Source organism: Corynebacterium heidelbergense (assembly GCF_028609845.1).
Taxonomy (GTDB): domain Bacteria; phylum Actinomycetota; class Actinomycetes; order Mycobacteriales; family Mycobacteriaceae; genus Corynebacterium; species Corynebacterium heidelbergense.
The window spans coordinates 1588505-1611384 of sequence record NZ_CP063191.1 but is presented as its reverse complement, the minus strand read 5'-3'; the positions used below and the strand labels follow the sequence as shown (position 1 = coordinate 1611384).

Sequence of the window (22880 nt, the reverse complement as noted above, 5' to 3'; positions counted from 1 at the left end):
CGTCGGAGACTCCGATCGTGTGGTCGGGGCAGGGAACACCCCCAGAGGTGGTCGACGGGGCAAAGCCCGGTGACGTGTGGCTCGACACGCTCACCGGCGATACGTACGAGCTGATCTAGGAGACACTATGGCATGGGTACAACGCGGCTCACTCAAAGGCCCTAAGGGTGACACAGGCGCCCAAGGCGAACGCGGCCCGATAGGCCCAGAGGGGCCATCAGGGGCACAAGGACCGGAAGGGCCCCAAGGACCCCAGGGCGAGCGCGGACCCCAGGGGGCGCAAGGCCCAGCGGGAGCCGATGGAAAGGGGGTCGAGGTCGCTGGGCAGGTAGCCGCGTACGCCGATCTGCCGAAGAACCTCGGCGCAGCCGATGCCGGCAAGGGCTACATCGTCAACAGCGACGGCGACCTGTACGTATGGGGAGGCGAGAGCTTCCCGCCCGAAGGCCAAGGCGTGGACTTTGTGGGCCCCGAGGGGCCCGCAGGACCCCAAGGACCACAAGGGGAGCGCGGACCCCAGGGCGTACAGGGCAGCGCAGGTCAACAAGGTCCCCAGGGAAACGCCGGTCCGCAGGGACCCCAAGGCGCTCGAGGAGCTAAGTGGTTCACCGGGAGCGGCACACCCGGCCAGATCACCGGAGCTGCTGCTGGCGACATGTACCTCGATACGACTAGCGGCACTGTCTACGAGCTGACCTAGGGGGCCTAGCATGGCATGGACTGAACGCGGAAACATCCGGGGCCCTGCTGGTCCACCCGGACCCGCCCCAGACACTACGCAATTCGTGCAGCAGTCCGACGTGGCGGTATCGGCCACTGCAAGCCGGGTGGTGCGGCGTGGGACAACTGGGCAGGTGACGGTACCGAGCAATCCCGAGACTGCTACGGATGCCACATCTCGCGCATGGGTGAGCAACAATTTCACGTTCGGGGCGTACAGCATCACCACGTCCTCTACGCCACCCGCCTCGGGCACTCCGACTAACGTCATCACCCTGGTCGTCTGATGGGGTTATTCATCGGGGCGAGAGAGCCGAAAGCGCTCTATCTTGGATCCACGCCGGTCAAAGCTGTTTACCTAGGCGCCAAGCAGATCTGGCCGTCCTGGTTCTTCGTGGACGATTTCAATCGGAGTTCGCTCGGATCGGGCTACTCAGGGTCGGGTATCGACACCGTCAACAGCGCGTTTGTTCGTGTAACGGCTGGGTCCGGGCGGTGGACTCGGTGGACCACTGCCGATGTCGCCCAAGGCGATGACTGGGTAGCCGAGACCGTGATCTATGACCTGCCAGACCCGGTGCAGGAGTCCGGGATCATGATCGGATCAGCGGAGTCGGACTGCGTCGCTGTGATGTTCTGCCCAAACACCCTCTACCTGGGCTACTGGAAGGGGAACGCCTTCACTGAACTGCAGCGACTTGATAAGCCCTGGCTGAAGGCGGGTTCGACGGTGAGGATGAGTAGGTCAGGGCAGCTAGTCACAGTGGATATCGATGGGTCGCGGGCAGCGTCTGGCCTCATCCCCGCCGCGTGGCTCCAGGGGTCAGGCACTCGGAAGCTGTTTCTGCGGTTGAACATGTACAGGGGGTGGCTGGGCCCGTCGTACTATTCCCCTGGCCTGGATCTGTTGCGGGCTAGGTAGCTGTCGCGCACCGCTGCTAGCAGCCCTGTGGTCGGTGTACTGGGGGCATGACGATTTTCGGCGCGGACGTGAGCCACTACCAGTCGCCCATCAGCTTCCGGAGGATGGTGGATGAGGGCCTGCAGTTCGTGATCTTCTCGACCGGCGATGGGGACTACCGCGACCCCGCGTTCGTCTCGAACGTCCAGGACGCGTTGGACAACCGCGGCCTCGTCGCGGCGGCCTATCATTTCGTCCGGGCCGAATCCGAGGGCACGAGCTTCGCGCAGCAGGCCGACGCGGTCCGAGACCAGTACGCCGCCGCCAACTGCTGGTGGCTACCGCTATTCCTCGACTGCGAAACCGGCGCGACCCTAACCCCGGACGGGATCGCCGCATTCAGTCGGGAGCTGACCGCGCGGGGCATCACCGTCCGTGGCATCTACACCTCGAAGAGTTGGTGGGGTGGCTACGGGTGGCGGCCGGAGTTCGGCACCGTCCTGTGGCAAGCCGCATACCCCTACGCTGCGGGCACGCAGCACACAGCAACCGGGCATCCGCAGGACGCCTACAACTCCGTCGGCGGCGATGGTGCGAGCTGGTGGGAATGGCGCCCAGGTCCGCCCACCGCCCTGTGGCAGTTCACCGACGCCGCAGACTGCGCCGGGAAACGCACTGACATGTCGGCCTTCCGGGGCACCCACGATGATCTGCAGGCGCTGCTATACCCACCCACGCCGACAGCACCCCAGCCGGGGCCGAAGATCGAGGCTAAATCTGCTCCAGCGCCGCGCGCCCGGGAGCGGGTACTCGACTACAGCCGCGACCAGGTCACCCAAGACACCGGCTACTGGTGCGGCCCTGCATCCACGCAGACGATCGTGTGGGCCGCTACCGACAATCTCATCGCGGAGTCTGATCTGGCCGGACGGCTAGGTACCACGACGGATGGCACATCCAGCGTCGACGCTTTCCCCCGCGTGCTGAACAGCCTCGTGCCGGGCGCGGATTACCGCAGCGTGTGGATGCCGAATGATCCTCCAACCGGGGATCAGAAGGAGCGCCTCTGGCGGGACCTGACCAACTCCATCGACGCGGGCTTCGGCGTGATTGGCAACGTCGTCGCACCACCGTCGAACTACCCGCGCGCCGTACCGCCATCCGACGTAAACCCCCGCTACGGCGGCGGCACGGTGTACCACTACATCGCGCTGATGGGGTACAGCGAGGACGGCCCCCGCCGCGTCTGGGTCGCCGACTCTGGGTTCTACCCCTACGGCTACTGGATCGGCTTCGACCAGCTCGCCACGCTACTACCCCCGAAGGGCTACGTGGCGGCATTCGCCCCACCACACCCACCACAACCCCCTCACGAGGAGGATGACATGTTCAGCGATGAAGACCGCCGAGACCTACGACTCGTCGGAGACCAACTCTTCGGCTACGAACGCGACGAGCGCGGCCCCAAATTCACCGGCTGGAAGCCCGAAGACCTCCGCCAATCCGCCCAAGCCAAGACCGCAGCAGGTCAAGGGCTGACCCTCGTCGAAGCGGTCCAACTGCTCCGCGACGAGGTCGCCCAGCTCCGCTCCGAACTGAAGGGAACCAAGAAGTGAAACACACGATGAGCCAGCCGTGGCTGTGGCGCCGCATCATCTACCTAGCGACCGCCGCAGGCCTCACCGCAGCCGCCGCCACCGGAATCATTACCCAAGACCAGATAGACGGCCTACTCGCCCAGGCAGTTCCATTCATCGGTGCTGTCGTGACCCTGTTCGCGGCCGCGAATACGCACCGGGGGTCCGACTCCACCGCTACCGATGAGGACCTCGCGATCATCACGGCCAACGCCCACCAGCAACCCACCCCAGACCAGCTGGCAAGCGCGGTCGTGCAGCAGCTCCACAACATTGACCAGACTGGGCAGCACGCCCTTGGTGAGGCGCAGGGGGCGGTGCAGGCCTACGTGGACCGCGTCCGGGGGCAGTAATGGGCACCAGGTGGCAGCTCACTCTGCCAGCGCACGCTACCCGGCTGCTCGTGTACGCCCTCGCGGTCCAGGCAGTCATCCGGGGTGCCGATTACCTCCTCGGAGATCGAGACGCCACGACCCAGACCCTGGCGATCGCCGAGCAGGCGCTACCGCTACCTCTTTGGGGCGTCATCTTCATGGTCGGCGGCACACTCGTTTTGCTGGGGCTGAGGCGGCGGCGCGCCCGGTTCATCATGTCCGGGGCGATCTGGCTGTTCGCAGCCTACGGGGCGGTTGGATGGAGCCTCGTGCTGCGCATCCTCGAGAGGGCGACCCCCGTAAGCCGCTTCGTGGACACACTGGTCAACCCCCACTGGTCACTGTCATGGGTCCATCAGCTGGCTGTGGATTTCCCCCTCGATGGGTGGCGCGTACCGTCTAGTTTCTTCGCGGCGATGGTGATGTGGGCCGCCATCGGCTGGGGCACGCAGATCAGCGCGAGGGCATGGGAGGTGACACGTGGACCAGGTCGTCGCACTACTACCTAAGGGCGGCGGTTGGTCCGTCGTCGCCGTACTCCTGATGCTTGTATTCGGGTCGCAGCAGATCTTCTCGAAGGAAGGTGCCAGCCGATTCTGGCTGTTCGGTCGGCTGGCTGACCGTATCGAGCACCGGAAGGAGCGGTCCATCGCGCGGGAAGCGACTGTCCAGCAGGCCCGCGTCGACTACCTGATGACGATGGTGCAGGACATGCGCCGTGATCTGGATGCCGAACGAGATCGATCGCGAGCAGCCGAAGAGGAGCTACGGGTTGATCTCGATGATGCATGGGGCTACGTCCGCTACGCCACGGACTGGTCGCGGACGGTTCTGCAGATGAGCGCGGAACACGGGTGGCGACCCCCACTGCCGGAGTGGCTCACGCCGGACCAATGGAGGAAGCGGCGGCATCTACCGGGCGGCAGCGACTGAACTTAACTGATCGGTCGCGACCTAACCCGCTCTGTGTCATTCTGTTTCTGCCCCGCCAACCCCCTATCCCTGGGCGGGGCAACCCCCCGAGGCCCCGCATGGTCGAGCACAGCTCCCGGCGGGGCCTTCTCCGTCCCGCAGCCAGCCTCCTCCATCCCGCAAAAATCCCGCGCCAGACCCGCTCGGTACGCACACCATGCACACGCTGCACGCTATGCACTCCCTGCGACCAGGTAGTTTACAAGCGTCGAGATAGAACGCACCTGGACAAAAGATCACGCAGATCTACGAGGGGACGAACCAGATCTGCCGCCTGGTGATGGGCCGCCAGATCCTCGGGTAGTTGGCCGAAACCGACTTTCTGCCCCTCGCCCGGGGCAGCTCTTGCGCTCCGGTGGCCCTGTGCTCCGGCGGCCCGGCGGGCCCTGTTTTCACCGGTTTTATGGTGCGGTTTCGGGGTTTTTCGTCACGGGAGCGGTAAAAACGCGACTGCGGGTGCGGTCGGGGCGGGCTCGGGCCCGCATCGTCCGCGATACTGCGGGGACCCTGCATCATTTCTTGCGACTAAGACCGTTTGGTTGGCGCGCTGACCAGCTAAGCCCCTGGTCGGTTAATGTGCGGACCAGCTAAGACCCTGGTTGGTTGGCGCACTGAACCGTCCAGCCGGAGGTGCCGTCTGTGAAGAAGGTTGTGCCGCGCTGGTACATGCCCGGTTCCCCGCATCGAGCGATTGTCTTGTTCATCGCACTCGGCTGCGCCTGGCCCGGTGCTTCGGTGAAGCCAATTGGCCCCTCCGGTTCCTTTGGCGGCTCGGCAGCATCCTCCTGGCCGAGGGTTGGCGCGGGTTCACCAGCTGCAGCCGAACCCATGGTGACGCTACTCGACGCGGTCACTGTCGTGGTTTGCGGGGCCGGGGGCGCTTTTGGGGCCTCAGAGTTGGCGCAGCCAATCAGAGCCATCCCCGTTACGCCGGTGGTGAACATCGCCGCCCACAATTGTCTTCTTCTGCCCACGTTCCGTCGTCCTATCTCTGCCCGCTGTCTTCCTCAAGCCGGGGGGTAATCCACGTCAACCGCAGCCCCTCGTGTTCTATCCAACCCTCCACTGAGCCAAAAGTGTGCCATCCGTCCAGAACGCGTTGGGTAGCGGTGAGGGCTCGACTGACTTCAGCCGCGTCCACGTAGTCAACTTCGAGGGCGAGGGCCAGCTCGTCGAGATCCAGAACCTGCGGATGGCCCCCGCGAAAGGTGACCACGTCCACGTAGAGATCCCGGTACCGCCATACATCTTCTCTTTCTTCGGCCGCATCCTCCCGAGAAGCACCATCGAACCCGGCTGGCGGCGTGGTCACGGCAACATCGACGTAGAGCTGCTGGTTGGTCTCGTACCCTCGTCGCATGTGAAAGTCGGTGACCCGAACATCGAGGTGGGGGATGAACCAACTCTGTAGGTAGTTGAACTTCGGGTGGTCCGCGCCGCGGGCCATGAAGAGCGCGGGCCCCGCCGGCGTTGTACTCACCTCGAAGCTATCGACTTTCCGCAGAAAGCCCTTGGGATCCACGTTGATCATGTGGTCCAGGTCCAAGGTCTCGGTCTTGACCGGGTGTAGTTCAGGCGGCATCTCTCCAACCCTAATTCGGCGAAGCCACCGGTGCTGTCCCTCTGCGCCTGATAGCCCGCGCATGCCCGGCTCCGCTACGGCCCGGGCGGACCTCACCGGGAAGGTGTCTCAACAGCCCGCACATGCCCGGTTCCGCCAGACAGCGTAAACTCATTGTGCTCTTGAAAACTGCTGCACTACCCACAGGAAGCCCAGGTTCTCGTGACCCATACTGAATTCCGGAACGTCGCCATCGTCGCCCACGTTGACCACGGCAAAACCACCCTGGTGGACGCGATGCTTCACCAGTCCGGCGCATTCGACTCCCACTCGGAGATCGAGGAGCGCGTGATGGACTCCGGTGACCTGGAAAAGGAAAAGGGCATCACTATCCTGGCGAAGAACACCGCCATCCGCCGCAAGGGTGCCGGCAAGGATGGAACCGACCTCATCATCAACGTTATCGACACTCCCGGGCACGCCGACTTCGGTGGCGAGGTGGAGCGGGCGCTGTCCATGGTGGATGGGGTGGTTCTGCTGGTGGACGCCTCCGAGGGCCCCCTGCCGCAGACTCGCTTCGTGCTGGGCAAGGCCCTGGCGGCCAAGATGCCCGTCATCATCTGCGTGAACAAAACTGACCGTCCGGACGCCCGCATCGACGAGGTCGTGGAGGAGAGCCAGGACCTGCTGTTGGAGCTGGCCTCCACCCTGGAGGACGAGGAGGCTGCTCTCGCCGCCGAATCCCTGCTGGACCTGCCGGTGCTGTACACCTCCGGCCGTGAAGGGAAGGCCTCAACCGAGAATCCGGGCAACGGTTGCGTCCCCAATTCCGAAGACCTGCAGCCCCTGTTCGACGTCCTGTACGAAACCCTGCCGGAACCCTCTGCGGACGTCGATGGCCCCCTTCAGGCACACGTCACCAACCTGGACTCCTCCTCCTTCCTGGGCCGCATCGGCCTGGTCCGCATCTTCGCGGGCAAGCTCCGCAAGGGCCAGCAGGTCGCCTGGATTCACTACGACGACGAGGGCAATCAGCACACCAAGACCGCGAAGATCGCCGAGCTGTTGCGCACGGTCGGTGTCACTCGCGTCCCCGCCGACGAGATCATTGCGGGTGACATCGCCGCGATCTCCGGCATCGACGATGTGATGATCGGCGATACCCTCGCGGATCCGGAGGACCCCCGGCCCCTGCCGCGGATCACCGTGGACGAACCCGCGATCTCCATGACGATCGGGGTGAACACCTCCCCGATGGCGGGCAAGGGCGGCGGCGACAAGCTCACCGCCAGGGTGGTGAAGGCCCGCCTGGACCAGGAGCTGATCGGTAACGTCTCCCTGCGCGTGTTGCCCACCGAGCGTCCCGATGCCTGGGAGGTGCAGGGCCGCGGCGAAATGGCCCTGTCCGTGCTAGTGGAGACGATGCGCCGAGAAGGGTTCGAGCTGACCGTGGGCAAGCCGCAGGTGGTGACCCGCACCATCGACGGCACCCTGCACGAGCCCTTCGAGCACCTCATCATCGACGTTCCCGAGGAGCACCTGGGCGCCATCACGCAGCTCATGGCCGCCCGTAAGGGCCGCATGGAGGGGATGGACAACTCCGGTTCCGGGTGGGTGCGGATGCGCTTCGTCATCCCTGCCCGCGGCCTCATCGGCTTCCGCACGGTGTTCATGACCGAGACGCGCGGCACCGGCATCGCCAACAGCTACTCCGCCGGGTACGAACCCTGGGCCGGGGAGATCAAGGACCGCGCCTCCGGCTCGCTGGTCGCCGACCGCACCGGGCAGATCACCGCCTACGCCCTCATGCAGTTGGCTGATCGCGGCACCTTCTTCGTGGAGCCCGGCGCGGAGGCCTACGAGGGTATGGTCGTGGGCGCCAACAACCGTGATGAAGATATGGACATCAACATCACGAAGGAAAAAAAGCTGACCAACATGCGCTCCGCGACGGCGGACGCAACGGTCACTCTGGCGAAGGCTCGCAACCTCACCCTTGAGGAAGCCATGGAGTTCTGCGGCAACGACGAGTGCGTGGAGGTCGCGCCGGACGTGGTGCGCGTGCGCAAGGTTCTGCTGAACGCCACCGAGCGCGCCCGGGCCCGTTCCCGTGAGAAGGCACGTAATAAGTAGGAGGCGGTAGACTGCCATGGTCACCGATAGGCCCGTGCCCCTGCGGGATGCACCTGATTGTGGACGCCACCCCCACCCGGCGCGGCGCGCAGCGGGCGCGCGGCGGCCGATTGTGGGGCTGCTGGTTGCGGGCATGGTGGTGTCCGCGGTGCTGACGGGTTGCCAGGCGAATCCCGGAGATGCCCCGACCGTGGAGGACGGGACCCCTGCCACGACCACCACGCCCACGCTGCAGCCCAAGGAAAAGGCCCGTGAGCTGCGGGAGTTATCCGTGGGGGTGGATGAGTTCGGCGGCAACCTCAACCCCCACCTTGTGGGGAACGTGGAGCTTGCCACGGCGGCGGTTGCGGACCTGACCCTGCCCAGCGCGTTTACCTTCGATGGCCAGCAGTGGGATCAGAACCGGGACCTCATCGCGTCCGTAGATGCGGATAACCCCGCAGCGCCCACCAGGGTGGTGTACAAGCTCACCCCTCAATCCCAGTGGTCGGACGGCACCCCCATCACGGGCGCGGACTTCGAGTACTTGCGGGACGTAAGCACGGACCAGCCGTTGTCCCGTGAGGCGGAGGCCTACTCGCACATCCGGCAGCTCACGGTGGACCGTGGTGGCCTGCAAGTGGAAGTGACTTTCACCCGCCCCTACGCCCCGTGGCGGCAGTTGTTCCACCATCTGCTGCCCAGCCACATCTACCGGGCCGAGGGGCAGGAGTTCGCCACGATGATGGACGGGCGCTCGGCCGCGTCCGGGGGGCCCTTCTCCGTCGCCTCCGTGGACAGCGGTCGGGGGGTGCTTCAGCTCCAGCGCAACGACCGCTACTGGGGGCCGAACCCCGCGAAGTTGGACAAGATCATCCTCACCGCCGTGCCGGGGGATCAGACCGGCGCCCAGATGCTGCGCAGCGGGCAGATCCAGATGGTTGCGGCCCGCCCGACGGCGGTCAGCGAGACGACCTATGGCCGAATCCCCGGGGTTAGCCACAAGACGAGCACCCGGGATGTGCAGCTAAACGCGACGGTCAACGCCCGGTCCGGGCGCATGGCCGATCGCGTGCTGCGCCAGCAGGTGCTCAAGGCGATCGACCGGAAGGAGGTCGCGCAGGTTGCCACCGGTCGGCCCGATGTGGACGTCCCAGAGTGGTCGGTGCCCCGGTTCGATGGGATCCGCTCGGTGGCAGGGCCCACATCCCAGGAACCCCTCATCGTTGGGGCCCCCGCCGCAGATCCGGCGGCCGTCGCCGCCTCCCGGACCATCGCTGACCAGTTGACCACATCGGGGCTGCCCGCCCGTGCGATCAGTGCGGAACCGGCGGAGCTGCTGGGCACGACGCTACCCCAGGGCGGGGTGGACATCCTGGTCCAGTGGGGCATGCTCCCGCAGAGCGAGCAGGACCTGTCAGGGCAGTTTGCCTGCGTCTCGCAGATGGTTTCGGCCTCACGCGGCGGCCAGGGCCGGCGGGAGGTGGCGTCCACAATGAGCAAAGACACCCCACCGGCAACCCCGGAACCAAGACCAGCGAGCGAATCCGACGACCGCGCCGCAGAACTGCCGCCGGTGTACGGCGCCAACCTCACGGGGACGTGCGATCCGGACATCACGGACGCCCTGGACAAAATGAACCGTGGCGAAGAGCCCCTGGAGCAGACCCGCGAGGCCATCGTGGGCCGGGTCAAGCAACTGGGTGTGATGGTTCCGATCGTGCGGGACAGCCAGCTCATCGCGGGGAACAAACAGCTCAGCAAGCCCGTGGACGAGCAGCCTAGCAGCGCCGACAGCGGATACAGTGGCGTCTTCGCCGCGGCCACGAGCTGGCAGAAGCAGGAGTCACCGCCGACCGATGAACCCCCCCAGGGGTCCAACGACGCGGAACCGAGCCAAACGACGCAGACCACGGCGGCTTCCAGCTCCAGTGAGGCCCGCAGCTCCGGTGCCCCCCCGAGTTCCACCGCGTCTGCCCGTGCCGGGCGCGACAACGAAAAGCGATGACAGCAGTGACCAAACCCCAACGACATCAGCCCGCAGACGTTGACCATGCCACCGGCCCAGGACGCTCCGCCGGTAGCACCGATCACGACGGCCCCAGCGGCCCGGCCGAGCGCCTGCGCGTTTTAGCCGTTCACGCCCACCCGGATGACGAATCCCTGTGGACCGGTCTGACTCTGGCGAAGCTCGCCCGGCTGGGGGCCGAGGTGCAGGTGGTCACGTGCACCCTTGGGGAGGAGGGGGAGGTCATCGGCGAAAAGTATCAACCCCTTGCCGTGGCGGGAGGCAACGGCATGCTCGGCGGCTACCGCATCGCCGAGCTGCAGCGGGCCCTGGCGCAGTTGGGGCTGGCGGCCGAGCCGACGTTCCTGGGTGGCGTTGGGGGTTGGCGGGATTCGGGGATGGCGGATATGCCCTCCATTCACCACCCCCGCGCTTTCGCCGGCGAGGGAGAGCATCCGGGCAAAAAACAGCAGCCCAGCGAGTGGGATCAGCGCCTGCAACAGCAGGTCGGCCAGCTCCTGGAGCTGCTGGACCAGCATCAACCGGACGTGTTGCTGACCTATGGGCCCGATGGCGGTTATGGCCACCCCGATCACATCCGAGCCCACGACATCACTCACGCTGCGGCCCGCCAGTGGCATGCCCGCAGGCCCCACGACCGCGCCGAGTCCGCCGACCCGGCCTATGCGGGGCCCCAAGAGATCCTGTGGATGGTCACCGAGCGGGAGGTGCTGGCCAGCGAGCTCGAGCGCGTGGACCCCAAGGCCGTTCCGGAGGGGTGGCGCTACCCACAACTCGGGGACATTGCCAGTGTCCCCGCAGATCAAGTGGACTTCCGCGTGCGCGGCTCTGCGGAGGATGTAGCTGCCAAACGCTGGGCCATGTCCGCCCACGCCACGCAATTGTGGGTCGCCGATGGTTCGATGTCAGACGCCAACCCCCGCGCGCGGGTCTCACCACCCCAGGGGCCTGTCCTGTTTTGCTTGTCCAACCTCATCGCCCAGCCCCTCATGTCCAGCGAGAGTTGGACAATTGGGTGGCGAGCGCACCCGGAGCGCGCGGGTGCCAGCATGTTGCAGCGGTGGCTACAGGAAACCGAGACGCGCGCGGAGTGTTCCGGGGCCGACGGGTGCAAAGGGCTCCGGGACAGGGAGGTAAGGCAGTGAGTAAGAAGAAGGCCAATGCGCGTGCAGCCCGAGCTGGGCGCACGCAGGACAGCCACACCGGGTCCGGACGGGATGGCCGCGCCGGGGCTCAGAGCCAAGCCCCGGCGCGGGACGTATCGGAGCCGGATTGGGGGAATCCCGCCAAGTCTCAGGTGCGGCGGGATACCACCCGGGCGGAGCGTATTGCAGGGCTGGTCTGGCTCACCATCGGTGCAATCTTTTGCCTGTTTATTTGCGTGCTATACATCGGGACGCGCATCGGCGTGGGGGGCACCAGCATTCCCTTCCCCTGGCCTATCGTCTTCGCCGCGCTATTCAACGCCGCCCTGACCAAGACTGCCCTGTTGTGGACGCCCAACCAGGTCATCGCGGCAATCCCTGTAACCGTGTGGTTCCTCGGGTTCATCCTCATCGCCGCGCTGCCAACCCTGCCGCTGGGCGGGGACACGCTACTGCCCTCCACCCCGTGGACCATCCTGCTCCTCACCGCTGGGCTGGCCGGGGGAGCCTGGCCACTGCGCCCCCGGTTTCCCGTGGACTCCCCGACAGTGACAAAATAGGCGCTACATGACTTTCTCGAGGCCCCAGTCCACGTCCGGGCAGCCTCCTCACGGGGGAGGGGCCGGGGGCGGAAAGGCGCCCACCCCCGCCCGAGATGTCCATGAACAGTCAAGAAGGATGGATTAAACAACAATGACCTACACCATCGCGCAGCCGTGTGTGGACGTGCTCGATCGAGCCTGTGTGGAAGAGTGCCCCGTGGATTGCATCTACGAAGGCAAGCGCATGCTCTACATCCACCCGGACGAGTGCGTGGACTGCGGAGCCTGCGAACCCGTCTGCCCGGTCGAGGCCATCTTCTACGAGGATGACGTGCCGGACGAGTGGGAGGCCTACAACGAGGCCAACGCGGCGTTCTTCGACGATCTCGGCTCCCCGGGAGGTGCCGCGAAGACAGGCCCGCAAGACTTCGACGCTCCCCTGGTAGCGGCCCTGCCGCCCCAGGGAGAGTAACCCCCCGAGGCCTGACCCGCATGAGTATCGATCGCAAACCCGTGGGCGGACGACTACCCGATTTCCCCTGGGATTCCCTGGTGGAGGCTACCGCCACCGCCCGATCCCACCCGGAGGGGATCGTCAACCTGTCCGTGGGAACCCCGGTGGACCCGGTATCCCCAACCATCCAGCTAGCTCTCGCCGAGGCCGCAGGGGAGCCGGGCTATCCCCAGACCAAGGGGACGGCACAGCTTCGAGCCGCCATCGTGGGAGCCATGGAGCGCCGCTTTGGGGTACGCGGACTGGATTCCGAGACCGGGGTGCTGCCCGTCGTGGGCACCAAGGAAGCAATCGCCTGGCTGCCCACTTTGCTGGGGATCGGGGCGGAGCATACCGTCGTCATCCCCGAGTTGGCCTACCCCACCTACGAGGTTGCAGCGCGTTTGGCCGGGGCCCAGGTTATCCGCAGCGATTCCTTCCTCAAGCTGGGGCCGCAAACCCCCGCACTGGTATTCATCAACTCCCCTGCCAACCCCCACGGCCGGGTTCTGGGAGTGGACCACCTGCGCAAGGTGGTGGACTTCGCCAGGGAGCGGGGCAGCATCATCGTCTCCGACGAGTGCTACCTGGGCTTGGGATGGGAAGGGCCGAAGCCGGTGTCCATCCTCCACCCCGAAGTGTGTGGACAGGACCACCGCAACCTGTTGGCCACCCATTCCCTGTCGAAAACGTCCAACCTCGCCGGCTATCGCGCCGGGTGGTACGCGGGGGACACCGGTCTTATCGCCGAGTTGCTGGACGTGCGCCGTCACGCGGGGCTCATCGTGCCTGGCCCCATCCAGGCCGCCATGGTTGCGGCCTTGGAGAATGACGACCACGAGACGCTGCAGAAGAGCGTCTACAGCCACCGTCGAGCCGTGCTGAGCGCCGCGTTGCAGGAGGCAGGGTTCCGCATCGAGAACTCCGAGGCAGGGCTCTACTTGTGGGCCACCGAGGGCCGGGACGGGCGAGACACCGTGGAACGGTTGGCGCGCATCGGCATTCTCGTGGCCCCCGGGGAGTTCTACGGTCCCACCGGGCAGCAGTTCGTGCGGATCGGCCTGACCGCTACCGACGAGAAGATCGAGCAGGCCGCCCGCCGTCTCCGCGAGGACTACGGCCGCTAGTTCTGGTGCAGGGCCTCGTTGAGGGTCACCGCCGTGCCGTTGGGGATTGCCTCCACGGCGCCGCTGACGGAGTTGCGGCGGAACAGCACGCCGGAGGCTCCGCTGAGCTGAGAGGCCTTCACGGCCTCGCCCGCAGACACGCCTGCGGCCTCAGCGACGGCCCCGGAAACCGTCACCTTGGTACCGAAGGTGATGTAGAGGCCGGCCTCCACGATGCAGTCATCCCCCAGGGAAATGCCCACACCGGCGTTGGCCCCCACCAGGCAACGCTCACCGATCCGGATGACTTCTTTGCCACCGCCGGAGAGCGTGCCCATGATGGAGGCCCCGCCCCCGATGTCGGAGTTGTTGCCCACCACGACACCCCCGGAAATGCGGCCCTCCACCATGCTGGAGCCCAGCGTGCCGGCGTTGAAGTTTACGAAGCCCTCGTGCATGACGGTGGTCCCCTCCGCGAGGTGGGCGCCCAGACGGACCCGATCCGCATCCCCAATGCGAACACCGGAGGGCAGCACGTAGTCCACCATCCGGGGGAACTTGTCCACGCTCAAGACCTCCACCGGGCCCCGCTGGGCGCTCAGCCGACCGCGGGTCTCCTCGAAGTTCTGCACCGCACAGGGCCCGTGGTTGGTCCAGACTACGTTGTTGAGAACGCCGAAGATCCCGTCCAGGTTGCAGCCGTGGGGCTCGAGCTGACGGGTGGAAATGAGGTGTAGTCGCAAGTACGCGTCGTAGGCATCAGCCGGGGGAGTATCTAGGTCTGGGATGGTGGTGCGCACCGCCGTGCGACGAACACCGCGCAGGTCATCCTCCCCGACGAGGTCGGCGACCCACTGCTCCAGCTCGGCAGCATCCACGGGGTGGGTTCCGGGGGAGGCGTTTTTCGCCTGCGCCGAGTCCTCGGTGAGTTCGGGGGAGGGGTACCACGTGTCCAAAACGGTACCGTCGGTCGTGAGCGTTGCAATTCCTAAACCTTGAGCTCCAGTCATAGTTTCCCGATTGTAGTGCCCACGGTTCTTCTGGCCCCCGTGTGTTCCCTTCCCCCCCCTTTGCGAGCGCGGGTTAGACCCGCGCGCCGAGGGTAGCGTCCTCACCCACACCCTTACGGTTGCCCACCACCACACCGATGGCAGACAAAACCACCGCGACGACGGCTACGGTCACGACCTGCATTCGGGCCTCCGGATCCCAGAGCATGAGAGCGGCCAACCCACCGATCATGGCCAAGGTGATCCACGGCAACCAGGGGTAGCCCCACATCCGGACCTTGAGGGAGCCCTCGGCAACCAGGTGCGGGCGCAACCGGATGGCGGACAGCGTGATGACCGCCCAGATGAGCAACAACGTGCCGCCCACAGCATTGAACAAGATCGTGATGAGGTTCGCCGGCCCCCACACCTGCAAAGCCACGGACAGGAAGGCGAAGACGAGCGAACCCAGCACGGCGTACACCGGCACCTGCTGGGAATTGACGCGGCGGAAGATCTTGGGGGCGTACCCCGTCTTGGCGAAGCTGTATGTCAGGCGGGAGGTCGCGTAGATCTGGGCGTTGAAGGCGGACAGCAGGGCGAGGACAATGATGATCTCCATCCCCATGACCACCCCCGGAACGTTGGCGAGCTGCAGAACTCGGGTGAATGGCGACTCGGCTGCGGATTCCGCCTTACCCAGGGTCTCGAAAGGCAGCAGGGCGGCGATGAAGAACACCGCCCCCAGGTAGAACACCGAGATACGCCAGACCACCGCGCGTACCGCCGTGGTGATGGATTCGCTGGGATGCTCCGACTCGGCGGCGGCGATGGTGATGATCTCAATACCGCCGAACGCGAATGCCACCGCGAGCAGGCCCGTGGCAATGCCGCTCAATCCCTTCGGTGCGAAGGGGTGGAAGTTGGACAGACCCGGTGAGGAGTAGTTGGGGAACAGCCCCAGCAGCAGGCCCGCTGCGATCAGCAAGAAGGCGACGATGACCGCAATCTTGATGAAGGCGAACCAGTACTCGAACTCCCCGAAGCCTCGCACGGCGGCCAGGTTGACGATTGTAAAGAAGACCACGGCCACGAGCCCGGGAATCCACCCTTCCACGCCGAACCAGCGGCCCATAATGTTGCCCGCGCCGGTGATCTCCGCACCCATCACCATGATGAGCATGAACCAGTACAACCAACCCATGGAGAAACCGGCCCAGTGACCGAAAGCTTGTCGCCCATAGGTGGCGAAGGAGCCGGAGGCCGGACGGGCCGCCGCCATCTCACCGAGCATGCGCATGACGAAGATCACGAGGATCCCGGCGACGACATAGGAGAGCAAAACGGCCGGACCCGCAGCCCTGATGCCTACGCCGGTACCCAGGAACAGCCCGGCACCGATGGCGGACCCCAGGCCCATCATCGTGAGGTGCCGTGTTTTCAGTCCGTGGCCGAGGCCGCCGCTGTCTGCGGTGGAGCGGTCGGGTGCCCCCGCCGTGTCAACCGTGGGCGTGTCGGTGGCGCGGGTGCCGGGGGTCGCCGCCGGGGTGCCGTTTGCGCCTGAGGACGCGGGCGCGCCGGGGGAATGGGGTGAGGGGCTGGCTGGTGTTGACATAGAGAGATTCAACCACAATCGACCAGCTATTTAGCACCCCCCAGAGCGCATTGAGTGTGAGACAATCACAGCGCTTTGGTTTGGTGCGCCCTAGGATGGCGGGCGATGACCGACGACACTCCTAACCCCGAGATTGCGGACCCCGGCAGCCGGGCCCGTATCGATGCGCCGGACCTGGACCTCACAGCAGGCCCGGTCGCGCTCACCCGGCAGCTCGTGGACGTGTACAGCGAATCGCACCACGAGGCCCAACTGGCCGATGCCCTGCACCACGCCCTGCAGCGCGCGAGGGAACAACTGCTGGCTGCCAATCAGCCCGCCTTCGACCTGCACCGCAGCGGTAACACCATCGTCGCCCGCACCCAACGCGGGCTGGGGGACCGGGTGGTGCTCGCCGGGCACATCGACACGGTCCCTCCCGCCGACAACTTGCCCTCGCGCGTGGCCGCAGATCCCCATAGCGAGCCGCCCGGGCAGCAGACCATCTACGGCTTGGGCAGCGTGGATATGAAGTCCGGGGATGCCTGTTACATCCACGCCTTTGTCAGCCTCGCGGGCTCCCCTCGGCTCACGCGGGACCTCACCCTGGTGCTCTACGAGGGAGAGGAAGTAGCCACCACGTATAACGGCCTCAATCACCTCGTGCAGAGATCCCCGGAGGTGCTGGAGGGTAGCTTGGCCCTGCTGGGGGAGCCCTCCGCCGGGCTTATCGAGGCCGGGTGCCAGGGAACGGTCCGGGTCCGCGTCACTGCCCACGGCCAGCGCGCCCACTCCGCGCGTTCCTGGCTGGGGGACAACGCGATGCACCGGCTGGCTCGCGTGCTATTGCGGGTCGCCGACTATGCCCCCCGCAGCGTCGAAATCGATGGGCTGACTTACCGGGAGGGCCTGAACGTCGTGACCACCGAGTGCGGGGTGGCCACGAACACTATTCCCGACGAGGCCTGGGCCTTCATCAACTTCCGCTTCGCCCCGAACCGGTCCGTGGAGCAAGCTCTTCAGCACACCTGGGAGGTGCTGGCGGTGGGCACGCCCGATGACCCTGCGGAGGGGTTCAGTCTGCATATTGACGACGCCGCCCCCGGCGCGCTTCCCGGACTGCACCAGCCGGCGGCGGCGCGCCTCGTGGCCGCGACGGGCGGGAAGGTGGGGCCCAAGTTCGGGTGGACTGACGTGGCGCGGTTCTCCGGCCTGGGCATCCCGGCGGTGAACTTTGGCCCCGGGGACCCGAGCCTGTGCCACACCCGGGAGGAGCGCTGCCCCGTCGCTCAGATCGAGGAGGTCAGCGCTCAGCTGTTGGAGTTCCTCACCACCTAGCCACGCTTCGACCACCGCCAAGCGCAGTGACTACCGCACCGACATCCCACAACCCAGAATTGGAACCGATTATCCCGTGACTGAACACAACTCTTCCCCTGCTGGCTCCGGCGCTACCGCACAGCCCCACGACGGCCCGGACGTCAACACCCATCCCCGGCGCCAGGATTTCGGACTGCGTGGCCCGGTGGTGCTGCGCGGCAGCCAGTTGCGTAGCAAGCAGGCCAGCACCACGGATCAGCGCCTGCTGGGGGAGCAGACGAGCACCGACTGGCTGCACACGGACCCCTGGCGGGTGATGCGCATTCAGTCCGAGTTCGTCGACGGGTTCGGGGCCCTGGCCAAGATTCCGAAGGCCATCACCGTGTTCGGCTCCGCCCGGGTAAAGCCGGACCACCCCTACTACGCCAAGGGGCGGGAGCTGGGCCGTTGCATCCACGAGGCCGGATACGCCGTCATCACCGGCGGCGGTCCGGGCCTCATGGAGGCACCCAACCGGGGGGCCCACGAGGCCGGGGGCCTGTCCATCGGCCTGGGCATCGAGCTGCCCATGGAGCAGGGCCTCAACGAGTGGGTGGACCTGGGGTTGCACTTCCGCTACTTCTTCGTGCGCAAGACGATGTTTCTGAAATACTCCCAGGCTTTCATCTGCCTTCCCGGCGGCTTCGGCACGTTGGATGAGCTATTCGAGGCGCTGGTCATGACGCAGACGGAGAAAATTCAGCGCTTCCCCATCATCCTCATGGGCACCGAGTTCTGGGGTGGCCTGGTGGAGTGGATCCGCACCCGCTTGGTGGAGGAGGAAATGATCTCCGCGTCCGACCCAGACCTCTTCCTGGTCACCGATTCGCCGCAAGAGGCCGTGGACTTCTGTGTGCGGGCCCACCGCGGCTTTGTGGAGGATCTGGAGGCGCGCCGCGAAACACTGATTGAGGAAACGGAGATCCTCAACCAACAGATCGATCAGTTCCGCGATTCCAACTCCTCCTAGTGGCCTGGGTACTCTAGGGCACTATGTATTGGTTGCTGTCGCTGGCCGGGGCGCTGCTGGTGGGCTGCGTGCTGGCCCTGCTGCTGGCGCAGGTCTTCGGCCGCGGTGAGCGCCTGCCGGATGTCTCCAGTGGTCCGCAGCGCGCCGCGCACCTGGCGTCCATTATGGAATCCCCGATCACCGCCGATCGGATCAGCGGCATCCGTTTTTCCGTCGCCCTTCGTGGCTATCGAATGGCGGAGGTGGACGCCTACCTGAGGCGTGTTTCTGCACGGCTCGCGGAGCTGGAGGCTACCACCGGAGTCAACAGTCCGAACGCAGCAGCCGATGCCGAACCTAACAACGCACGCGGCCTCGTGCCGGAGAACAAGGAGTAACCCCCATGGTGCCGGTCCCCGTCATTCCTCAGACCATTCCCCAGGTCACCTTCGGGGAACGCGCCAGTGGCAGCGAAGTCCTCGACGTGAGAATTTGCGAGCGCAGCCAGGGCGGACCGGGGGTCGAGCTGGCAGCCGATGGGGTGTGGGATGTGTTCGTCCCCGGCGAGCCGCGCCAGGTGTTGGATTTGACGGAGGGGGCGGAATTCAACGACGCCGGGTGGCGGGGCGCCGGTGCCCAGCTCATCCGGAGGTTGAACACCGTCATCGCTGGGCACCCCGTGCGCGCCAAGAAGCACCTCGTGCAGGTGGAGGTACCGTCGGGCGCCGTCGCGGCGCAGGTTCGCAGCTTCGTCATCGGTGTGATTGTGGGGGGGCACACCTATAGAATCAGCAACGAACGCAGCCAACCGCGGGTGCGCAACGTGCACTTCACCTTGGCCGGATCGCTCGCGGGCGCGGCGAAGGCCTCCCGGTCCCGCGTGCTGGACAAGGCGGTGAGCGCCGGTGTGCGGTTGGGGGCGGCCACGTGCCTGTCGCGGGACCTGGCCAATACCCCCAGCAACGTCAAGAGCCCCCAATGGTTGGCCCGCCAAGCCAAGTCCGTGATCGAGGGGATCGACGGGGTCAAGGTCAAGCTCCGCGACCAGCAATGGCTGGAGGACAAGGGCTTCGGCGGAATCCTCGCCGTGGGCCGGGGATCCGAGCATCCGCCTATGCTTATCGAGCTGGTGTGGGACCCGGAGCGGGTGGGCATCAAGCGACGTGGTGGCACCGTGGTGCTCGTGGGCAAGGGGGTGACCTTCGATACCGGCGGCTACAGCCTCAAACCCTCCGCGGGAATGCAGACGATGCGAACGGATATGACGGGTGGGGCCTCCGTCATCGCCGCATTCCGGGAGTTGGCAACGGCCCAGGTTCCCCGGAAGATTGTGGCCCTGGTTCCCACGGCGGAGAACATGATCTCCGGTGGTGCCTACCGGCCCGGGGATGTGGTGGAACACTACGGCGGCATCACCACGGAGGTGACGAACACCGACGCCGAGGGCCGCATGTTACTCGCGGACGCGCTGAGCTATGGGGCCAAGAAGTACCGGCCGACCACCCTGGTGAGCCTGGCTACCCTCACGGGCGCGGCGAAGGTTGCCTTGGGATTGCGCACGGGGGCGGTGTTCAGCGAGGACTGGAACACCGCGGTGAAGCTGGCGCGCCGGGGTGCCGCAGTGGGGGAGAACTGGTGGCCGATGCCGCAGCCTGTGTACCTGCGGGCGGAGGTGAAGTCCGCACTGGCCGACGTATCCCAGACTCCGAAGGGGCCGGGAGCCATCACCGCTGCGATGTTCTTGCGCGAGTTCACCCGCGGCATTCCCCTGATCCACCTGGACATCGCGGGTCCGGGCCGGGCGGAAAGCGAGTACAACGAGGTATCCCCGCTGGGCACGGGATTTGCAGCCCGTACTCTTGTACAGTGGTTGGGACGCTGAGTCTCACCTGTTAAGACGAATGTGGAGGACAAGGACCCCGTGCTGTCAGACGTCATAGACCTGCTTGCCGATCCCGTCGACGGGTCCCGACTTACCCCGGGAGAAGACCGGTGGCAAACTGTCGTGTCCGACACGGGACACACCTACGAGGTGGCGCGGCAGGGTTATGTGACGTTGTGCGGCGGGGCGGGGTTGCGCTACTCCGGGGACGACGCCTCCATGATCGACGCCCGGGAAACCTTCCTCTCCGGCGGGCACTTCGCGCCCTTCGTGGAGGCCGTGACCCACCACGTCGAGTTGGTACTGGACGAGGCCCACGTGGCCGAGGAGGCTCACCCCGCCATTGTGGAGATCGGCGCGGGCACGGGGTACTACCTCTCTCACGCTCTCGACACGATCCAGAATTCTCGCGGGGTCGGCATCGACGTGTCCACGGCTGCCGCGAAGCGGTTGGCAAATGCTCATCCGCGTATCGGAGCGGTCGTCGCGGATGCCTGGTCCACTCTGCCCCTTCGGGAGGGGAGCGTGGACGCCATCATGGTCGTCTTCGCGCCGCGCAACGCTGCGGAGTTCGCCCGCATCCTCAAGCCTGCGGGGCAGGTTGTGGTGCTCACCCCGGAGGTGGGCCACCTCGTGGAACTGCGCGAGCCGCTGGGCATCCTCGATGTGGAGGAGGGCAAGGTGGACCGGATGATCAAGCAGGCCAGCGGTCACCTCAAGGTCGTCGGCGAGCCCGAAACGGTGGAGTTCGAGATGAACCTGGACCAGGCCAGCATCTCTGCACAGATCGGGATGAGCCCCTCCGCCCGGCACATCCACCCCCAGGTGCTGCAAGAGCGAATCGCGCAGCTACCGTCCACCATGGCGGTGACAGCCCGCGCCGTGGTGACCCGGCTGGGCCAGGCCCACTAGTTATCGGCTTCGGCCTACTCGTCGGCGCCGCCCCCGTTTTCCTCGAGCCACTCAGAGCTGAGTTCACGATCCGCCTGGAGAGCGGCCGCCAGGAAAGCATCATGTTCGTCCGGGGAACCCAAGCCCGCCTGGGCCCGCTGGATCTGCTGGCCCGCAGTAACCATCGCCGTACGCACCTCCGCATCGCCGTAGGTGTTGACCACCACGGCGGCGGGGTGGGTCCCGCTGGGAATCGCGCTGGTCAGGCTCACCGCCCCGCCGTCTGCGAAGACCTCGCAGACCGGGCCATCCACGAACACCGCGAGCGTGTCGGAATCCGCCTCCGCCAGCGGGGCCGTGCGGCTATCCCCGTTGCCGCGGGTCACGCTGACTTCCCCGGCGGCATACCCGACCTCCACCAGTTGGCCACCGGCGGCGTCGCGGATGGTGACGTCCACGCGCCCCCCATTGGCGTCCAACTGGCCGGTCCACAGCAACGCGTGATCGGAGTAACCGGTGATGGCCGAAGGGGTACCGATGATGTCCTGGTAGATGGCGCCATCCACGAGTGACAGGAATCGCGGTGCGGAGAGGCAATTGGCCCACTGCCCGGAACCGGAGGGGCGCGCGCCGACGAGCCCCAGCATGAGGGGGGAGGGGGCCGGGATGATCCGGGGTCGGGTGAAATCGTGCCCGTAATCCAAGACGGTAAACGGGGTGCGTACGGAAAAGTGCGTGCCCTCTACATGGCCCACGACGTACCCGGCGATCTCCTCGGGTTCGCCCGCCTCGCCGGGAAAAGTGAGGAAGACGACGTCGTACACCTCCCCATCGGCCTGATCTTCGATGCGGGCTAGGCGGGGGGCATAGGGGCGCCGCGCGGTAGGGAGCCCGGCCTCCGGGGGCAGGTCCAGGACCCCCGAGAGCACCCAGTGCTGACGGTCGGCGGAATGGAGCAAGACGATTTCAGCGTCGTCGTCCGCCAGGAGGTTCAGGGCCATCATGATCCACCCCTCCGACGCCGGGATCACGCTGGGGGTGACCAGGTTGCGGATGGGATGCGCAGAATCCTCGATATCGATGGGCCCCAGGCGTTCCACCGTGGGGTCCACCTGCTTGGGATCGTCGGAGATCTCGCAGTGGGCGTCCACATCGGCCATGCGGGCCCGGTGGATATGAAAGTGGCGCTGCCCGTGTTCCTCACTGTGCTCGGCCCCCCTGCGGGCACCGGTGGCGACGACGAAGAAGAGCTCGGCGGCGCTCGGCCCCACCTCAATCGCGGACCCCGCGAGCACATCCACCTCCCCGTCCTGCGTGCGCGGGGCTAGCACGTCGTCGCGGATGTCCCAGTCGTAGGGAGCGCCCGAGGCCACCTGGTGCCCCCACCGCGAACCCTCGTGGGCGGTGGGCCGGAACTGCTGGAAAACGTGCATGGCCCCGCCCGCCACGATCGCGCCCGCGGGGGCCTCGAGTACGCCAGTCTCCGCCGTGAGGTGGAGCTCCGGGCGAAAACTTCTGGGTTCCGTTGGTTCCTGAGACGCGGTCTGTGCCATGTCCTCCTGTATACCAGCGCCTAGTGCTGCACTTTTGCGTTACGGCGGGGAGTTGAAGGGGGAACAGACCG

Annotated in this window: 22 protein-coding genes; 16 read left to right on the top strand and 6 right to left on the bottom strand. The window is 66.2% G+C overall.

Annotated features, from left to right (window positions below):
- Window positions 1–217 precede the first annotated feature (217 nt).
- Window positions 218–712: a hypothetical protein gene (locus tag CHEID_RS07035; protein ID WP_238599292.1), complete on the bottom strand. Its 495-nt coding sequence runs from the start codon at window positions 710–712 to the stop codon at window positions 218–220.
- A gap of 402 nt (window positions 713–1114) precedes the next feature.
- Between CHEID_RS07035 and CHEID_RS07030 the strand changes: the two genes are divergently transcribed.
- The 5 genes from CHEID_RS07030 to CHEID_RS07010 are packed head-to-tail and all read left to right on the top strand — an operon-like array spanning window position 1115 to window position 4565.
- Complete coding sequence (locus CHEID_RS07030) at window positions 1115–1642, top strand: hypothetical protein (RefSeq protein ID WP_146743844.1); 528 nt, start codon at window positions 1115–1117, stop codon at window positions 1640–1642.
- Between the two features lie 47 nt (window positions 1643–1689).
- Window positions 1690–3237: a GH25 family lysozyme gene (locus tag CHEID_RS07025; RefSeq protein ID WP_112769269.1), complete on the top strand. Its 1548-nt coding sequence runs from the start codon at window positions 1690–1692 to the stop codon at window positions 3235–3237.
- 8 nt (window positions 3238–3245) lie between these two features.
- Window positions 3246–3611 carry a hypothetical protein gene (locus tag CHEID_RS07020; protein WP_112769270.1) on the top strand — a complete coding sequence of 122 codons (366 nt, stop codon included), beginning with the start codon at window positions 3246–3248 and terminating at the stop codon, window positions 3609–3611.
- Entirely contained in the window at window positions 3611–4141 is a 531-nt protein-coding gene (locus CHEID_RS07015) for a hypothetical protein (RefSeq protein WP_112769271.1), read from the top strand. The genes CHEID_RS07020 and CHEID_RS07015 overlap by 1 nt, the downstream gene beginning before the upstream one ends.
- Complete coding sequence (locus tag CHEID_RS07010) at window positions 4113–4565, top strand: hypothetical protein (RefSeq protein ID WP_112769272.1); 453 nt, start codon at window positions 4113–4115, stop codon at window positions 4563–4565. The genes CHEID_RS07015 and CHEID_RS07010 overlap by 29 nt, the downstream gene beginning before the upstream one ends.
- A gap of 626 nt (window positions 4566–5191) precedes the next feature.
- Here the strand turns inward: CHEID_RS07010 and CHEID_RS07005 are convergent.
- Both CHEID_RS07005 and CHEID_RS07000 read right to left on the bottom strand, forming a co-directional pair.
- On the bottom strand, window positions 5192–5434 hold the full coding sequence (locus tag CHEID_RS07005; RefSeq protein ID WP_146743845.1) for a cupredoxin domain-containing protein: 243 nt from the start codon (window positions 5432–5434) through the stop codon (window positions 5192–5194).
- A 155-nt stretch (window positions 5435–5589) separates the two neighbouring features.
- Window positions 5590–6186: a DUF402 domain-containing protein gene (locus CHEID_RS07000; protein ID WP_181645898.1), complete on the bottom strand. Its 597-nt coding sequence runs from the start codon at window positions 6184–6186 to the stop codon at window positions 5590–5592.
- A 201-nt stretch (window positions 6187–6387) separates the two neighbouring features.
- On the opposite strand from CHEID_RS07000, the gene typA reads away from it, so the two are divergent.
- The 6 genes from typA (at window position 6388) to dapC (ending at window position 13613) form a co-directional block, all read left to right on the top strand.
- Window positions 6388–8298 carry a translational GTPase TypA gene (gene typA, locus CHEID_RS06995; RefSeq protein WP_112769275.1) on the top strand — a complete coding sequence of 637 codons (1911 nt, stop codon included), beginning with the start codon at window positions 6388–6390 and terminating at the stop codon, window positions 8296–8298.
- A gap of 16 nt (window positions 8299–8314) precedes the next feature.
- Window positions 8315–10285 carry an ABC transporter family substrate-binding protein gene (locus tag CHEID_RS06990; protein ID WP_112769276.1) on the top strand — a complete coding sequence of 657 codons (1971 nt, stop codon included), beginning with the start codon at window positions 8315–8317 and terminating at the stop codon, window positions 10283–10285.
- Window positions 10282–11451 carry an N-acetyl-1-D-myo-inositol-2-amino-2-deoxy-alpha-D-glucopyranoside deacetylase gene (gene mshB / locus CHEID_RS06985; RefSeq protein WP_273661032.1) on the top strand — a complete coding sequence of 390 codons (1170 nt, stop codon included), beginning with the start codon at window positions 10282–10284 and terminating at the stop codon, window positions 11449–11451. Before CHEID_RS06990 ends, mshB begins: the two co-directional genes overlap by 4 nt.
- Window positions 11448–12011 (top strand): hypothetical protein, encoded by a 564-nt coding sequence (locus CHEID_RS06980; RefSeq protein ID WP_238599221.1) that lies wholly within the window; start codon window positions 11448–11450, stop codon window positions 12009–12011. Before mshB ends, CHEID_RS06980 begins: the two co-directional genes overlap by 4 nt.
- 133 nt (window positions 12012–12144) lie before the next feature.
- The gene (fdxA, locus tag CHEID_RS06975) at window positions 12145–12465 is read left to right on the top strand and encodes a ferredoxin (protein WP_112768693.1); all 321 of its coding nucleotides are present in this window, start codon (window positions 12145–12147) and stop codon (window positions 12463–12465) included.
- Between the two features lie 20 nt (window positions 12466–12485).
- Complete coding sequence (dapC, locus tag CHEID_RS06970) at window positions 12486–13613, top strand: succinyldiaminopimelate transaminase (protein WP_112768692.1); 1128 nt, start codon at window positions 12486–12488, stop codon at window positions 13611–13613.
- Here dapC and dapD read toward each other — a convergent pair.
- Both dapD and CHEID_RS06960 read right to left on the bottom strand, forming a co-directional pair.
- The gene (gene dapD / locus CHEID_RS06965) at window positions 13610–14602 is read right to left on the bottom strand and encodes a 2,3,4,5-tetrahydropyridine-2,6-dicarboxylate N-succinyltransferase (protein WP_112768691.1); all 993 of its coding nucleotides are present in this window, start codon (window positions 14600–14602) and stop codon (window positions 13610–13612) included. The two genes, dapC and dapD, sit on opposite strands and share 4 nt — an antisense overlap.
- 73 nt (window positions 14603–14675) lie before the next feature.
- Window positions 14676–16196, bottom strand: a complete 1521-nt coding sequence (locus tag CHEID_RS06960) for an amino acid permease (RefSeq protein ID WP_112768690.1) — start codon at window positions 16194–16196, stop codon at window positions 14676–14678.
- 105 nt (window positions 16197–16301) lie between these two features.
- Between CHEID_RS06960 and dapE the strand changes: the two genes are divergently transcribed.
- The 5 genes from dapE (at window position 16302) to CHEID_RS06935 (ending at window position 21277) form a co-directional block, all read left to right on the top strand.
- Window positions 16302–17513 (top strand): succinyl-diaminopimelate desuccinylase, encoded by a 1212-nt coding sequence (gene dapE, locus CHEID_RS06955; RefSeq protein WP_112768689.1) that lies wholly within the window; start codon window positions 16302–16304, stop codon window positions 17511–17513.
- 175 nt (window positions 17514–17688) lie between these two features.
- Window positions 17689–18504 carry an LOG family protein gene (locus CHEID_RS06950; RefSeq protein ID WP_112768698.1) on the top strand — a complete coding sequence of 272 codons (816 nt, stop codon included), beginning with the start codon at window positions 17689–17691 and terminating at the stop codon, window positions 18502–18504.
- Window positions 18505–18527: 23 nt separating this feature from the next.
- On the top strand, window positions 18528–18881 hold the full coding sequence (locus tag CHEID_RS06945; RefSeq protein ID WP_112768688.1) for a DivIVA domain-containing protein: 354 nt from the start codon (window positions 18528–18530) through the stop codon (window positions 18879–18881).
- Window positions 18882–18886: 5 nt separating this feature from the next.
- Complete coding sequence (locus CHEID_RS06940) at window positions 18887–20365, top strand: leucyl aminopeptidase family protein (protein ID WP_112768687.1); 1479 nt, start codon at window positions 18887–18889, stop codon at window positions 20363–20365.
- 39 nt (window positions 20366–20404) lie between these two features.
- Window positions 20405–21277 carry a methyltransferase domain-containing protein gene (locus CHEID_RS06935; RefSeq protein ID WP_112768697.1) on the top strand — a complete coding sequence of 291 codons (873 nt, stop codon included), beginning with the start codon at window positions 20405–20407 and terminating at the stop codon, window positions 21275–21277.
- Between the two features lie 14 nt (window positions 21278–21291).
- Here the strand turns inward: CHEID_RS06935 and CHEID_RS06930 are convergent, their stop codons facing one another.
- Window positions 21292–22809, bottom strand: a complete 1518-nt coding sequence (locus CHEID_RS06930; RefSeq protein ID WP_112768686.1) for a glycoside hydrolase family 32 protein — start codon at window positions 22807–22809, stop codon at window positions 21292–21294.
- Window positions 22810–22880 lie beyond the last annotated feature (71 nt).

Bases quoted from the DNA above. Each gene is read 5' to 3' on its own strand.
- CHEID_RS07035 (WP_238599292.1), bottom strand. From the start codon at position 712: ATGCTAGGCCCCCTAGGTCAGCTCGTAGACAGTGCCGCTAGTCGTATC.
- CHEID_RS07025 (WP_112769269.1), top strand. From the start codon at position 1,690: ATGACGATTTTCGGCGCGGACGTGAGCCACTACCAGTCGCCCATCAGC.
- CHEID_RS07020 (WP_112769270.1), top strand. From the start codon at position 3,246: ATGAGCCAGCCGTGGCTGTGGCGCCGCATCATCTACCTAGCGACCGCC.
- CHEID_RS07015 (WP_112769271.1), top strand. From the start codon at position 3,611: ATGGGCACCAGGTGGCAGCTCACTCTGCCAGCGCACGCTACCCGGCTG.
- CHEID_RS07005 (WP_146743845.1), bottom strand. From the start codon at position 5,434: ATGGGTTCGGCTGCAGCTGGTGAACCCGCGCCAACCCTCGGCCAGGAG.
- CHEID_RS07000 (WP_181645898.1), bottom strand. From the start codon at position 6,186: ATGCCGCCTGAACTACACCCGGTCAAGACCGAGACCTTGGACCTGGAC.
- CHEID_RS06990 (WP_112769276.1), top strand. From the start codon at position 8,315: ATGGTCACCGATAGGCCCGTGCCCCTGCGGGATGCACCTGATTGTGGA.
- mshB (WP_273661032.1), top strand. From the start codon at position 10,282: ATGACAGCAGTGACCAAACCCCAACGACATCAGCCCGCAGACGTTGAC.
- fdxA (WP_112768693.1), top strand. From the start codon at position 12,145: ATGACCTACACCATCGCGCAGCCGTGTGTGGACGTGCTCGATCGAGCC.
- dapC (WP_112768692.1), top strand. From the start codon at position 12,486: ATGAGTATCGATCGCAAACCCGTGGGCGGACGACTACCCGATTTCCCC.
- dapD (WP_112768691.1), bottom strand. From the start codon at position 14,602: ATGACTGGAGCTCAAGGTTTAGGAATTGCAACGCTCACGACCGACGGT.
- CHEID_RS06960 (WP_112768690.1), bottom strand. From the start codon at position 16,196: ATGTCAACACCAGCCAGCCCCTCACCCCATTCCCCCGGCGCGCCCGCG.
- dapE (WP_112768689.1), top strand. From the start codon at position 16,302: ATGACCGACGACACTCCTAACCCCGAGATTGCGGACCCCGGCAGCCGG.
- CHEID_RS06945 (WP_112768688.1), top strand. From the start codon at position 18,528: ATGTATTGGTTGCTGTCGCTGGCCGGGGCGCTGCTGGTGGGCTGCGTG.
- CHEID_RS06940 (WP_112768687.1), top strand. From the start codon at position 18,887: ATGGTGCCGGTCCCCGTCATTCCTCAGACCATTCCCCAGGTCACCTTC.
- CHEID_RS06930 (WP_112768686.1), bottom strand. From the start codon at position 22,809: ATGGCACAGACCGCGTCTCAGGAACCAACGGAACCCAGAAGTTTTCGC.